The sequence below is a fragment of the Streptomyces sp. NPDC004610 genome, assembly GCF_040609715.1.
In the GTDB taxonomy this organism is placed as follows: Bacteria; Actinomycetota; Actinomycetes; order Streptomycetales; family Streptomycetaceae; genus Streptomyces.
The window spans coordinates 18156-32153 of the sequence record NZ_JBEXLA010000046.1; the positions used below are offsets into that span (position 1 = coordinate 18156).

11 protein-coding genes and 1 pseudogene are annotated in these 13998 nt (G+C 65.7%); 10 read left to right on the plus strand and 2 right to left on the minus strand.

Going from position 1 to position 13998, the window contains the following annotated elements; all coding sequences use genetic code 11:
• The first annotated feature begins 35 nt into the window (after positions 1-35).
• Positions 36-359: a divalent-cation tolerance protein CutA gene (cutA, locus tag ABZX40_RS36235; protein ID WP_355748679.1), complete on the plus strand. Its 324-nt coding sequence runs from the start codon at positions 36-38 to the stop codon at positions 357-359.
• 57 nt (positions 360-416) lie between these two features.
• Here the strand turns inward: cutA and ABZX40_RS36240 are convergent, their stop codons facing one another.
• Complete coding sequence (locus ABZX40_RS36240) at positions 417-1661, minus strand: helix-turn-helix transcriptional regulator (RefSeq protein WP_355748676.1); 1245 nt, start codon at positions 1659-1661, stop codon at positions 417-419.
• A 283-nt stretch (positions 1662-1944) separates the two neighbouring features.
• Between ABZX40_RS36240 and ABZX40_RS36245 the strand changes: the two genes are divergently transcribed.
• The 6 genes from ABZX40_RS36245 (at position 1945) to ABZX40_RS36270 (ending at position 7751) form a co-directional block, all read left to right on the plus strand.
• Entirely contained in the window at positions 1945-2310 is a 366-nt protein-coding gene (locus tag ABZX40_RS36245; RefSeq protein WP_355748673.1) for an ATP-binding protein, read from the plus strand.
• Positions 2307-2834 carry a hypothetical protein gene (locus ABZX40_RS36250; RefSeq protein ID WP_355748671.1) on the plus strand — a complete coding sequence of 176 codons (528 nt, stop codon included), beginning with the start codon at positions 2307-2309 and terminating at the stop codon, positions 2832-2834. The genes ABZX40_RS36245 and ABZX40_RS36250 overlap by 4 nt, the downstream gene beginning before the upstream one ends.
• A 199-nt stretch (positions 2835-3033) precedes the next feature.
• The gene (locus tag ABZX40_RS36255) at positions 3034-3201 is read left to right on the plus strand and encodes a hypothetical protein (protein ID WP_355748668.1); all 168 of its coding nucleotides are present in this window, start codon (positions 3034-3036) and stop codon (positions 3199-3201) included.
• 229 nt (positions 3202-3430) lie between these two features.
• The gene (locus tag ABZX40_RS36260) at positions 3431-4354 is read left to right on the plus strand and encodes a TauD/TfdA family dioxygenase (RefSeq protein ID WP_355748666.1); all 924 of its coding nucleotides are present in this window, start codon (positions 3431-3433) and stop codon (positions 4352-4354) included.
• Positions 4355-4431: 77 nt separating this feature from the next.
• Positions 4432-6549, plus strand: a complete 2118-nt coding sequence (locus ABZX40_RS36265; RefSeq protein WP_355748663.1) for a cobalamin-dependent protein — start codon at positions 4432-4434, stop codon at positions 6547-6549.
• On the plus strand, positions 6546-7751 hold the full coding sequence (locus ABZX40_RS36270; RefSeq protein WP_355748660.1) for a UDP-N-acetylglucosamine--N-acetylmuramyl-(pentapeptide) pyrophosphoryl-undecaprenol N-acetylglucosamine transferase: 1206 nt from the start codon (positions 6546-6548) through the stop codon (positions 7749-7751). The genes ABZX40_RS36265 and ABZX40_RS36270 overlap by 4 nt, the downstream gene beginning before the upstream one ends.
• A 193-nt stretch (positions 7752-7944) precedes the next feature.
• Here the strand turns inward: ABZX40_RS36270 and ABZX40_RS36275 are convergent, their stop codons facing one another.
• Positions 7945-8637, minus strand: a complete 693-nt coding sequence (locus tag ABZX40_RS36275) for a DUF317 domain-containing protein (RefSeq protein ID WP_355748728.1) — start codon at positions 8635-8637, stop codon at positions 7945-7947.
• Positions 8638-9003: 366 nt separating this feature from the next.
• Between ABZX40_RS36275 and ABZX40_RS36280 the strand changes: the two are divergent.
• The 3 genes and pseudogenes from ABZX40_RS36280 to ABZX40_RS36290 all read left to right on the plus strand — a co-directional run.
• Positions 9004-9474: pseudogene (locus ABZX40_RS36280) on the plus strand (GNAT family N-acetyltransferase); the annotation flags it as partial.
• 190 nt (positions 9475-9664) lie between these two features.
• Positions 9665-11938, plus strand: a complete 2274-nt coding sequence (locus ABZX40_RS36285) for a restriction endonuclease (protein ID WP_355748657.1) — start codon at positions 9665-9667, stop codon at positions 11936-11938.
• A gap of 133 nt (positions 11939-12071) precedes the next feature.
• A complete protein-coding gene (locus ABZX40_RS36290) occupies positions 12072-13988 on the plus strand; it encodes a hypothetical protein (protein WP_355748654.1) in 1917 nt (638 codons plus the stop codon).
• Positions 13989-13998 lie beyond the last annotated feature (10 nt).

A 13998-nucleotide genomic window follows, 5' to 3' on the forward strand; every position in this document is an offset into this window, starting at 1 on the left:
AGGGTCGAGCCATTCCCACCTGGAGAGGCAGTGGCGTGGCGGACATCGTGATTGCGCAGACAACCAGCGATGACGAGGACCAGGCGCAGGCGCTGGCGCGGGGCGCGGTGGAGAACAGGCTGGCGGCGGGGGTTCACATCGACGCGCCGATCACCGCTGTCTACCGGTGGAAGGGCACGGTCGTGACGGCGAAGGAGTGGCGAGTCTCGTACATGACGACGACGGACCGTCTCCAGGAACTGGAGGCGTGGGTGGCCGAGAGGCACCCCTACGAGGTGCCTCACTGGACCACTCTGCCAGTCACCGGTGGGTCTGACGCCTACCTGTCCTGGGTGGCTGAAGAGACGGCCCGGAGCTGACGCGCCGCCGTGCGACCGCTGTTCGCCCCGGCACCGGACCGCGAGACCGTTGAGGGTTCAGGCTGCGAATTGGCGGAGGTGATGCACGAGGTCCCTCTCCCGCTCGGGCAGATTGCGGGCAACCGCCCGAGCGCGTTGCCTGCCCATCGTGTTCGGTTTGGCCTGCGATGCAGCCACGAACTGACGTGCCACGTAGATGCCCCGGTCGACGTCTCCGCCACGGAGCAACGCCGCCGATAGATCACCGAGTACGACGACCCCGCCGGCGGACAGGCCCTTCCCCAGCCGGTCCACGGCGGTGTCGGCCATGGAGGTGAGTTCGAACCGTCCCAGCTGTCCGTACACGGACAGCGATAGCGAGTCCATGCGGTACGGGGTGACGAACCGTACCCAGGACTGCTCACTGGCGTGATCAGCGAAGTCGTAGGCAACGTGAGCCCGTTCCAGTGCGCGCAGCGCCCCCGTACCGTCTCCCAGTGCCGCCCTCTCCTCGGCGTGCCGACCGAAGACCCAGGCGGCAGCGGCGGCGTTCCCCCGGCCGCGTACGTCCTGGGTGGCCTGCGAGAGGATCTCCAGCTTCTTCTTGGGCGCCATGGTCCCGTAGCTGGCGTACGTCAGGGCCAGCGCTCGGAGCGGCGGATACCCGGCGGCACCGGCGCATCGTGAGGTGACCTTGTAGTAGGCGCCTGCCTTGTCGTGCTGGCCCAGGTCCCAGGCCAGCCAACCGGCCAGGGCGGCGGTCTCTCCGGCGGCGATGGTGAGCGCTCGCTCCTTCTCACCGGCGCGGGGCAGGGCTTGGGTGATCGCGTCGAGGTGGGATTCGACGGTGCTCTGCAGTTGCCGGGCACTGAGGTTGAGTTCCCGGACGTGGAGCTCGGCGGCCCGCTCGACGAGTGCGTTCGCCGAAGGAGTGTCGATCTTGGAGCCCTTGTCGAGGGCGAAGGCGAGCCGTCCCCACGGCTCGGCCGCCGCGCTCACACCTATGGCGGCACCGCCCAGCAGTCTGCGACGATTCACGTCGTCCTGTTCCTCTTCGTCACGATCGCGTCCCTTCCGCCTGGCGCGGGCGGCCTGGGCCTCCCGCCTCAGATCCTCGAACGGGATACCGCAGGCCACCGCGATGTGTTCCAGCGTGTGGTCGGTCGGAACCGTCTCGAATTTCTCGTAGCGGCTGATCTCGCGGCGGGTCAGTGTCTCTCTGCCGGAGACGGCGTTGATGGCCTCCGCGTGCCTTTCCTGGGTCCGGCCGGTGTCTTTCCGGAGCCGTAGCAGCAGCGCGGCGAACGGATCTGGCTCTGACATGAGTGTGACCTCTGTTGGGGGGCGAATCCAATCATGACCCCGATTCCCCCGTCGATTTCCCCCCTTGACGGAGTTTCCCCCCTCTGAGTTCCCCTGGTGGTTCGCTCAGACACGCGGTGCCATGGCTTCCATGACCAGGCTCCAAGAGGCGGCCCCGCCCGGTGGGGGCACCGACAGCCGTGCAGTGACAGAACGCCCGTCGAGCGCGCGCTCGTTTCGACAGGCCCGACAGAATCCTCCGAGGCAAGAGTGCGCACCAGCGGAGACCCATGTCTTCCAAGCGGTGTTCCTGCCCGACATGTCCGCCGTTGCGGAGATGCGGGCGGCGGCGAAAGCCTTCCTGAGGCGGTCCGGGCTGGTGGGGCTGGTCCTCGACGACATCGTGCTGGCGCTGTCGGAACTCGTCACCAATGCCATCGAGCACGGTGACGGACCGGTCGATCTTCTGGTCCGCGCCGCCGAGGGCAGGCTCCTGATCTCGGTGGTGGACAGCGATCCGGCTCCGGCAGTGCTGAAAGAGGCCGGCCCCGACGATGTTTCAGGGCGGGGGATCGCTTTGGTGAACGCGCTCGCGGACGAATGGGACAGCACGGGCGAGGAGACGTGGTGCTCGTTCCTGTACGAGACGACGTCTGGTGAGGCGGAATGAGCGCTGCCTCGGATCGGCTCACCGATGAGCAGTTCGCCAAGAGTGCCGGGGCACTGCTGGCCGCCCTGCAGCACTCCTTTCTCCATGACGATGACTTAGAAAACGATCTCGATGCCGTCCTGGGCGAATCCGCCGGACCGATCGGCATCGCAGGACCTAAGCATCGAACTGATGGGCGTGGCCTGATTCGCCGCCGCAAGACTGTTGCGGAGGAGATCCCGGACCCCGGAAGTGCGGCGGTGGCGGAATTGGGTCGATGCCTGACTCGATTGGACCGCATACTCGGCCAACTCGTGCGCATCGCCCGGGAGCGCATGGGCGGGCTCGGTGCCCCCGTCCCCGCTCTCGCCGACGCCGTGGCACGCGCTGAGGGCGTACGCGCCGGTTGGACGCGACCTATGGGCGAGTTCATGGACGACCGCACCCACCTGCGCCGGCTGGCGCTTGCCGCCTCCGACCTCCTCGATGCCGCCAGCGACGACACCAGTCCGTTGCCCGATTTCGTCGGCGGAGGTCGGATGTGAAGGGTCACTTGCCACGCGCCTGCTGGCTGGCCCAGCCGGTGACCGTCCTCTCCCTCATTGACTCCGGCCGCGTGCTCCCCTTACCAGCCCGCTGCTGCTCTTTTCGCAGGTCGGGATGAAGCTCCGACAACCAGTAACCGATGCCACGGCACCACCCGCTTCCTCCGCGCGACTCCGAATCCCACAGAAGGCACCACACATGACTGACAAACCGAACAGCAGCGAGCCCGATCCCCTCGTCGTGATGGGCCAGGCAGCCGCCGGTGCTGCGGACGCCTCGCGCACCGCCGCTCAACGCGCTGCGGACGCGAGCCTGGTCAATCTGCTGACCGGCCACCTCAAGGACCAGCAGCAGGACGGTTCCTAGATCGCCGCCTGCGCTCCGAGGCACACCGGCCACGAAGCGCAGGCGTCTGCTCCACGTTCGTTCCGCTTCCCGGCCCACCGCTTCGCAGGGCGTGGGCCGGGAGACGGCTCCCATCGTCCGGCGTGCGGAGAACGCGGCACCACCCGCCTTCTCCCACGGGGCGCACAGCGCCCCGCGCCGGTGCCTCCCTCTGCTCCGTGAAGCTCCGAAGGCATAGGAGAAAACCAGTATGACCGTGCCACCGAGCACCACCTTCCGTGTCCCCCTGCCCGACCCGCTGATCGAACTCCTCGGCGCGAAGGTCATCGGCCTTCCGTCCGCCGAACTCGACAGGGGTCTGCTGCGTGGCGACGTCAGTGCGGCCTACGACCGGGTCCGCGACGAGTCGGCCGACGCGCAGATCGTCGTACGCCGCTGCCGGGCCCTCCTCGACGACCCCGACGGCGACGGGTTCGCCGTCATCGAGGCGGGGCCGTTGCTCGACCACTACGGCCTGGACGACGGGCAGAAGGCCGCCACGGTCCTGCTGTCCTGGCTCGGCCGGCCGTTGCGGGCGTTTGACAAGTGGCCGCTGTGGAAGCCGCTGGGCACGAATCTGGCCATCGACCCGATGCGTGCCACCGGCTCCGGGTACAACCCGCTGCACATCGACGTGGTGAACGCGACCGAGCCGCCCGACTACAGCGCCCTGCTGTGCGTGCGCCCCGACCCGCAGGGCGAGGGGTACAGCATCGTCTCGCAGCTCCGCCGGGCCGTGGACCGGCTCAGCGAGGGCGAGCGCGCCCTCCTCGCGGAGCCGGTGTTCCGCGACGGCGCCTTCCACGACCTGACCGGCGTCGGCGAGAAGTACGACCCGTTCCCCGTGCTCGACGGGAGGCCGCCCACGGAAGGCTTCGTGCGGTTCACCGCGAAGATGCTGGCCGCCATGAACCCTCAGGACCCGCACACCGGCGCTGTTCGCGCACTCGAACGGGCGCTGATCGCCGGGCAGCGCAGGTTCCTGCTCGGTTTCGGGGACCTGATCGTCGTGAACCAGCACCTGTGCGTGCACGGCCGCGAGGCCCTGGGGCCGGGGCAGGGGGAGGTGCCGGAGGAACGGCGCCGCCTGCTGTGGCAGATGTTCCTGCGGGCTGCGGGAGCCGATGCGCGATGACGACCGCCGACCTGGGGATGCCACTCACCGCAGCGCCCCCCTCTGAGAACCCCGCTGCTCCCGGCCGGCGGCCGAAAATGAGGCTGAAGGTCTGGCTCTGCGACCTCACCTACACGCAGCAGACCGTGTCCGCCGAGACAATGCCGCAGGCCGTCGCCGGACTCGCCACCCACGCCACCACCGTCATGGACTTCCAGCACGTCCCGCAGATCTTCAAATTCCCGGAGGATCTGGCGAAGGCACTGGAGACGCACGGAGCGCCCGACGTGATCGGGTTCTCCCACTACATCTGGAACGCCCACCTGTCGATCGGCTTCGCCCGCGTCATCAAGGAGAAGTTCCCGGACACGACCGTCGTCATGGGCGGCCCGCACTACCCACTGCTGCGCGCCGACCAGGTCCGCTTCTGGTACGAGCGTCTGGCCGGGGCCGTCGACTTCTACGTCGACGGCGAGGGCGAGGCCGCGTTCGCCGAACTGCTGCTGCACCTGGACAGCAAGCCGGCGCCCAAGGTCCGCGACACGATCCCCGGCGTGCACTCCCTGTCCCCCGACCGGCGCGAGGTGCACACCCCCCGGCCGCGCAACCGCATCCGCGACCTCGCCGACGTCCCCTCGCCGTACACGGCCGGGCTGCTCGACCAGTTCTTCGACCGCGGCGGCGTCCCGACGGTCACGACCACCCGCGGGTGCCCGTTCTCCTGCACCTTCTGCACCGAGGGCCAGCACTACTTCTCCAGGGTCGCCAAGCGCCCGCGTGCCGAGGTCGAAGCCGAGCTGCACTACATCGGGCGGCGCATGGCACCGCTCGTCACCGCCGGAACGGCACGCAACGAGCTGCTGATCACCGACAGCAACTTCGGCATGTTCCCCGAGGACCAGCACACCTGCCAGGTCCTCGCCGAATGCCAGAAGCTCTACGGCTGGCCCCGGGTCGTCAACGTGACCACTGGCAAGAACCAGCGCGAACGGGTCCTGGAAGCGGTCGCCCAGGTGCCCGGCACCATCAGCCTGTCCGGGTCGGTACAGTCCCTCGACACCGATGTCCTCACCGCCGTCGCACGCAAGAACATCTCGGCCGAGAAGATGATGGAGATCGCCCTCCAGTCGGCGCAGGCCGGGTCCCAGTCGTACAGCGAGGTGATCCTCGCCCTGCCAGACGACTCGAAGGACAAGCACTTCGACAGCCTGCGCGGGCTGATGGACGCCCGGTTCGACCGGCTCAACATGTTCCAGCTCACCCTGCTGCCCTCCTCGGAGATGTACGCGGCGGCGTACCGGGCCCGGTGGGGCCTGGGCACGAAGTGGCGGGTCATGCCGCGCTGCTTCGGCCGCTACACCGTCCTGGGCAAGGAGATCCGCGCGGCCGAGCTGGACGAGGTGTGCGTCGAACTGCCGAACCTGCCGTACGAGGACTACCGCGAATGCCGGCTGATGGACCTGCTGGTCGCCTCGCTCTACAACAGCGGCGCCTTCGGCACGATCCTCGCCGTGCTCCGCGCCCACGAGATTTCCCCGATGACGTGGCTGGAGGAGTGTCGGAGCCAGCAGCATGGCGAGAACCTCACCCGCGTCCTGAACGGATTCCTTGCCGCGACCGACGAGCAACTGTGGGACGACCGCCAGGACCTCATGCGCTACGCCACAGCCAACGTCGACCGGTACATCGACGGCGAACTGGGCAACAACCTCCTCTACACCTACCGCATGCGGATGATCTCCGAGGCCCTGGAGGATCTCACCGACGTCGCGGTGCGGGCCGCCCTCGCCGTCCTGCGCCGCGCCGGGGCGAGGACGAGAAGCACCTCGCTGGTCGCCCGTCTGATCCGCGAGGGCGCCACGTATCACCGGCTGAAGCTGTCGCAGGTCTTCACCCCCGAACCTCCCGCCGCCCTCAAGCAGATCGCCGACTTCGACATCGAACTGCTGCTGGAGGACGCGCGGACCGGGGCGGAATCGCCGGACGCGCGCCGCTACCAGTTCCGAGAGCCCATGATGCGTACGTTCGTCCTCACCGACCGGCAGCGGTCCACTCTGCGTACCTATGTGGGGGAGATGGGCGCCACGGTGGCCGGGTTCGGCTGGCTCCTCACCAAGGTCAGATTGCCTGATATCGTCCGGGAGGTTCGCATGACCGCCGTCGGCTCCGGCTCGTCGGATGCGGAGCCCTCACGATCGGATGCCGTCACCCCGTGACCGTCGATGCCCTCGCTGCCCGTTTCGCCTCCTTCCGCCGTCCGTTCAAGCTGATGGTGACCGGGGGCGGAACGGGCGGGCACACCTACCCCGCCCTCACCGCGGTCCGTGAGATGCAGACCGTCATGCACAGGCACAGTGTCGGCGTGGACGTGCTGTGGGTCGGCACCGCAACGGGACTCGAATCCCGTGTCGCCCCCGCCGAGGGCATCCCCTTCGAGACCGTCCCCACCGGCAAGCTCCGTCGGTCCAGCAACCCCCTGAAGATGATCAACGCGGAGAACGTGCGGGACATGGGCCGCGTCCCCAAGGGCGTCCTGGAGGCCCGCACCATCGCCCGCCGCTTCCGGGCCGACGTGATCCTCTCCACCGGCGGATACGTCGCCGTCCCCGTCGGGCTCGCCGCCCGCGCCACCAAGACTCCTCTGGTCATCCACGAGCAGACCGTACGGCTCGGCCTCGCCAACCGCGTCCTCGCCCGCTCCGCGACCGCCGTCGCTCTGTCCTCGGAGAACTCCCTCAGCCTCCTGCCGGACTCCGTGGCCACCTCCGCCGTCGTCACCGGCAACCCCGTACGCCCCACCGTCCTCACCGGCGATGCGGCCAAGGCCATCCCCGCCCTGGGCATGACCGGCTACGACCCCGCCCTCCCCACCGTCTACATCACGGGCGGCGCGCAGGGCAGCGAACAGATCAACGGCCTGATCCGCGAGAACCTGCCCTGGCTGCTGTCCGTCGCCAACGTCATCCACCAGTGCGGACCGAACTGGGTGGACAAGTCGCGTCAGGCCGCCGCAGGGCTCCCGGCCGAACTGCACGCCCGGTACTGGGTGGACGGATTCGTCGGCCCCGAACTGCCCGACGTCCTCGCGCTCGCCTCCGTCGTCGTCTCCCGCAGCGGCGCGGGCACCATCTCCGAACTGACCGCCCTCGGCAAACCGTCCCTCCTCATCCCCCTCGCCACCTCGGCGGGCAACGAGCAGGAACACAACGCCCTCCATCTCCAGCGGGCCGGGGCCGCCGTGGCACTCACCAGGGAGCAGGTGAACGCCCCCACGCTCAGGGCGGCCCTCGAACCGGTTCTGTCCGACCCGGAGCGTCGGGCGACGATGGCGACAGCTGCCCGCGCGATGGGCATGCCCGACGCCGCGTCCCGACTGGTGGAGGTTCTGTTGAACGTTGCGTTCGGCGGGCGGAAGTAGACCGTACGACGGTAGTAGAGCCCGCTGCCCGCCATCACCATCTCCGCATCACTGACAAGACCCTCGCCGACGTCCTCGCCTCGGTCGTGCACGCAGTAGAGGGCCCTCACCCTCCAGGCCGAGACGAACCAGGTCTTCTGGCGGACACTGCGGTCCTGCCCTGACGGTCCGCACTGCGCGGTTGAGACGGGCCCTACTGGGTGCGGTGGATGATGGTCAGCCGGTCCCTGGAGCTGTCGGGCAGGGTGCGGCGGGGTACCGGGACGGGTGAGGCGAGCGAGGAGGCGAAGGCGGCGACCAACTCGTGGGGGACGCTCGGGCTGAAGGCCGCGCACCACAGGTACGGCTCGCTGAGCTGGGGCTGCGCCCACGCCTGCCAGCCCTCGCCGTCGGGACGAGGGTCGGCGTCCTGGATGAGCGGCGGCACGGTTCCCAGGGAGACGGTGGAGGAGAAACCGGGGTCTGCGGCGGTGGTGTGAGGGCTGTCGAGATCACGGAACCAACCCAGCGCGGTCAGCGCGACAAGGACACCGTCGCCCGTTCCCGTGGAGGTGACGCCGGGAGCTTTGTGTGCATGCAGGGCACGGAGGAGGTCGGCGAGGGCTTCAGGAGGAGTGCCCGGAGTGAAGTACGCGTTCCATTCCGTCATCACGGACGGGGCGTGCGTACGGGCACTGAGCTGCCAGGCGACGGGCAGTCCGCCGAGTTCGAAGGGATGGGCGGCGAGGGTCCATTCGGCGCCGCGCAGGCCGTCGGGGCTCGTGTAGAGGAGGGTGTTGCGGGCGGTGGGCCACATGCGCCAGTCGAGGGCGGCGAGGGTGTCGCCGATGTGCTCGGCGAGGGCGTTGTCGTCGCCGGCGAGGTGGCGTGGGGTGACCCAGTACACCGGGGCCGGGGAGTCGGGTGGGACGGGAGTGTGGGGGTGGTGCGGGTGCAGGGGCGTCTCCAAGGAGTCTGGGTGACGGGCGGATAGCCGTCGGTGGCCTGGGAGTTCGGGAAGTCGTCTACGTTGGCATGCCCGCATGCGGTGTTCCAGTCGTTGCGGGACCTTTCCTGTCTGCCGTGTGAGAACTGAGGGGTGCAGGAAGGCTGCGACCGGAGTCGGCAGCTCTGCTGACTCCGTAGGGGGGTACCCATCGCCGCTCCCACCCTTCTGCGCGAGGTGGCCTGGCATCACGGCGGCCCTGGGGCGGAGCGTGGGCTTCCCTGGCCGTTCGCCTATGGGGACCACCCCCGCAGGCGCGGGGCCGACGACGTATACGCCGACGTGCGCGCCCCACTCCTCCACCTGCCTAACTACGCGGTCACCGCGTTCGGTGAACGCCTGGACCGACACGGCACCGAGCCGGGGTTCACGGCCGTCCTCGCGTACGCGGATAGGCACCCGGTCGGCTACGCCTACGGCAACACCATCGAGCACGGCGACCGCTACTGGCAGCGCACCAGCCCGATGCCGGCCGAGAAGTACACCGAGCGCCCGGCCGTGGCGCTGAAGGAGATCGGCGTCCGGCCGACCTGGCGGAAGACCGGCGCCGCCCGCCATATCCACGACGCCTTCCTCGCCACACGCGACGAACCGTTCGTCACGCTCATGGGCAACCCGGCCCCCAGGGACGGCAAGGTCCACGCGCTCTACAGGTCGTGGGGGTACGAGGACATCGGGCGAAGCCATCCGTGGTCGGCCTCGCCGGTCCTCACCGTGATGATCCGCGTCATCCGCTGATCGGCGCTTACGACCCCGCTGTCTTCGAACGACACGACTGCTCTGCCATATCCAAAGCCATGGCCAGCGCCAGCCGTACGCATGGCATCGCGACTCATGGAATGCTGATCCACGCCCCGTTCAGTGGGACCACGGGGCCGCAGTCCCGGCTAGTGGCCCGGTCCGCGGATGATCAGGCAGGGGGCGGGCCGTGGAAACGTTCGACGTCGGCAGGCTGACGGACTTCGACTTCGAGGCCGTGTGCAAGGACCTTTTCGAGCTGGAATTCGGCGTTCGGCTGGAGATCTTCACCTCCGGCCCGGACGGAGGCGTGGATCTGCGGCATATGCAGGGAGGCGATCCTGCCCTCATCGTGCAGTGCAAGCACTTCCCCCGGTCCGGCCGAGCCAAGCTGCTGGCCCACATGCGGAAGACCGAGGCCCCTAAGCTCGCCCATCTCAAGCCGGGGCGCTATGTCCTTGCCACATCGGTCGAGCTCAGCCGTGCCGCCAAGGACAAGCTGTACGACATGCTGCAGCCGTTCGTCAGGTCTCCGGGCGACATCTACGGCAAAGATGACATCGATGCGCTTCTCCGCAAGCACGACCAGGTGGTCAGACGGCATCTGCGACTCTGGCTGACGAGCGCTTCGGTACTCAACTCTCTCATTTCCAAGAGCATCGTCACGCGTTCCCACGCCCTCGCCGACGCAGTAAAGGCCACACTGCGCACGTATGCCGACAACGGCAGCCTCGGGGAGGCGCTGCGACTTCTTGACGATCGGCATGTGTGCGTGGTCGCCGGGACTCCGGGAGTAGGTAAGACCACGCTCAGCCATGTGCTGTGTGCCCACTACGTGGGTCACGGATATGACATCGTAGAGATCTCCGAAGACGTGGAGGAAGCAAATGCGCTATGGGACCCTGACGTTCCTCAACTTTTCTACTACGACGATTTTCTGGGCCAGACCGCGATCGATGAAAAGCTAGGGAAGAACGAGGACGGCCGCCTCCTATCTCTGATGCAACGGACAGCGAACTCCCCCAACAAGAGGTTTTTGCTCACCACACGGGAGTACATTCTCGCGCAGGCCAGGCAGAAATATGAGCGCCTCGACAGGCACCGTTTCGATGTCCAGACGTGCGTGCTCGATGTAGCCGATTACACGTACGAGGCGAGGGCGTCAATTCTCTACAATCACGTCTCTGCCTCCAGTCTTCCGGCCCGCACGAAGTCAATATTTGCCTCTCCTGGTGCGTACGTGCCCGTTGTGCAGCACGAGAATTTCAATCCGCGCGTTATTGCCGCGACGCTGTCCGAGGCTGTAGCGTTCGGGACTGCTGGGAAGCACATCGCGTCCGAAATGATTGCGAACCTGAATGACCCCGCTCGCGTTTGGGGTCACATCGTGAACCATCAAATCGGTGCATCCGAAATCCTCTTGCTAAAAACGCAACTTTCCTTTCTATCCGGTATCCGGATGGATACCCTCGAAGGCGTCTGGGTCTCTTCGGGGGGTGCACTCCAGGACCTGCGCAATTCATTGAAGGTATTGGATGGGACGATGCTCAGGAGTGTGCGTCACGGAGAAGTAGTGTTCGTGGAGTTCCATAACCCGTCAGTGCGTGACTACATGCGCGATTTCATCTCTTCCGATCACTCCGAGATGAAGGACTTCGTCGGTCGCATCCGCCTCTTCGAGCAAGTCGAGTCGCTATGGTCCATGCTCTCCTCCCGTAACGCGGAGCAGGTGCTGCAAGCCTTGATGCGCTGTATGTCGGAGTTGGAGCGTAGTACGGAGCTTGCCTTCCGGGCGGAGACCGTCGTGGTGAGAGGTCATTACTCCGCCCATGACAACGCCCATCGGGCTCTGCTCTTCCTGGAGTTGGGAATCGCTCTGGGGTCCGAGCGCGTGCATGATATTGGGTGGCGGAGTATCAGCGAAGGCAGCGTGATCAGCGAAGCATGGGATGCGCAGACGGTTCAGGACATCCTCGGCTTTCTCGGTGATTCGAAGAGGCAGGACCTCAGAGAATTCTTCCCGCGAGCAGTCGACCAGGCAGCCGAATGGATCATGGAGCTCGATCTTCCAGACTGGCGATCCTTGAGCGATGCCCTGGATTTCGCCTCACTATTGACGGATTTCGAAAAAGGCGAAGAGGTGCATGAGTATGTTGTAGACCGCATGGACGAATACGCCGAATGGGCCCTGGAGAGCTGGATGGAACACAGTGATGGGTCCAGATATGAACTGCCCGAGATGGAGGCTATCTTCCGTCATTACGAATCCGGGGATGGGGACCTGTACCGGCTTGACGAGGAGATGTTTACCAAGGTCCGCGCTCGCGTGGAGGCATCGGCATCGTCCCACAGTGCCCAGAGGACCCCGAGGCGCCCTGCACCCGCCCGTTCGATCGGGCCGACGGTGGCCGAGAGGGAGGGTGTGGCCCGCATGATGACCACGCTCACTCCCGACGGCACCTGAGGCGGCCCCTCGGGCTCGTCTGGAACGACCTCACGGCGGAGAAGATCGCGCAAATACCCGTTTTGAGTGCGAGGTTCGGCTCTGGTTGACTGAACACGCCGACGCCGACTGTGTCATGTGAGCGGGGTAAGAAGTGGAACGTGCTGAAACTGAAGATCATGATGTAAATCTCGTTGACAGCGCGTCGCGTGATCAGCCTCCTGCATCGGGCCTCGCCCCATACCAGCATGACTCTGCCGTCGTACCAGCCCTGGCTCAACTTGCCGACGTGGCCTGCGAAGGAGCCGAGGGCTTCCACGAGGTGAGTATCAATGTACAGAAGATCGCTGCAAAGTTGACGCCGCCTCTCGATCCTGCGGCGGTGCGCGAACTGGCGACGATCTTCATGTGTCACCTTATGGTGACACCACTCGGATCAGCTCGGCCTGGTGCATCCCTCGTTCCACTAGACGGACCCGCTTTTTCTGGAGCACTGAATGATTCCGATGATGAAGTTCGTTCCCTGTGGCGCGAGCTAACAGGTGCCGTTGCGCATCCTGCGGCGCGGGCTCGCTGCGCTGATATTGTCTTCACTCTCCGCCTTGCTAATCGTCGCGATGCGGCCGAGCAGGCTGCTCGCGGTTATCTCGACTTGGTCGGTGGAAGCCTTCGGATGACCGAGCAGAGCCATGCGTTGCTCCGCGCATGGACGCTGGCTCGTTCGGTAAAGCTCGTGCCACTAGCTAAGCAAGTGGCCTCCGTCATGTTCGATATGGCACGAGACGCACTGACGCGCCAAGTCGACCCCTATGTGTTTGTGTACCTGCTGGATGCGCTTACGGCACCACAGCGCAAAAAGAATGCACAGCAAGTGGATCCGAGAGTGGACGATCTGCTCGATCGGGCGTTGTTGACGTACACCGATACACATATTGTCGCTCGTGTTGCTGCCTTGGTGCGTAGAAGAGCCGTCGGTGACGGCCTTCGTATTCGGAATGCTAGTGAGGCTGAGGTGATGGCTTATCTGAACGACGCCGACCGAGCCACCGATGCGATTGTTGTCAGAACCCACCTCAGCAATGCGGCCTCCAGGGCGCGCCAGCTAGATGTGCCTGAGTTGGAGAAAATTGCGGTCTCCCGCCTGCAGTCGGCACCGCCCGTGGAATGGAAGACGATAGAGTCTGAAATCAAGATTCCGAACGCTCTGTTTCGCAGTTATTTGCGTCCGTTTGAGCGCGCGGACACGTGGCTAGCTGCCCTAGGGTACTGGTTTCATACTGATTCGCCGAGCGGTACACTTGCGGTCAATGAACGCACGGCGCGCGATGTTTTCAATCAGTCTGTGTTTAGTCGACTGGCGACCACTGTCATGTTCGGCGACAACGATCTGCCGAAGCGCGTTCTTGACGGCGAGGATGACGCCCTCCAGCGGGAGCTCATCCGTGTTGAGACCATGAACATCCACTTGCACGGGATTGTTCTGGCGGATGCTCTGGATCTCATCAAGACGCGCTTTGGTATTCCGTCATTCGAAGATCTAAACGTGTCATTGGTTGAATCGGGAGCTCATCCTGGCTTGGCGCGTGCCCTGGCAAAATCTTTCGTTCTCTACTGGGTGGGCGAGTTTGAAGCCAGTGCTTATTTGGCAGTTCCCAAGGTTGAAGCGGCAGCTCGCGCGCTTCTACTGGAGCTCAATGAGCCAATGTATCGAACGGCAGTCGGCGACAAGAGTGGCCAATTTCCTGGATTGGGAGTCCTTCTCGAACCCCTGACAGAGAATGGCTTTGATCCCGACTGGAGTCGGTTCCTCGCAACCTTCCTGCTTGGGGAGGGGATGAACGTTCGCAACCTCATGGCTCACGGCTTCATGAATGAAGTGGGTCGTGAGACGGCAGCTCTTGGTCTGCGAGCCTGCGCACTATTGGCCCTGATTACCTCTGATGAAGCGGTCGATCGTGACGATGCGGCTGTACAAGCAGCCCTGGCAAATCCCCACGGCGCTCCCTCGCGATCGTGGGGGCGGCGGACTGTGAATGCCGTGCGGGCTGCGCGTATCGAGTTCCGCAGGTAGCTGAACGGGC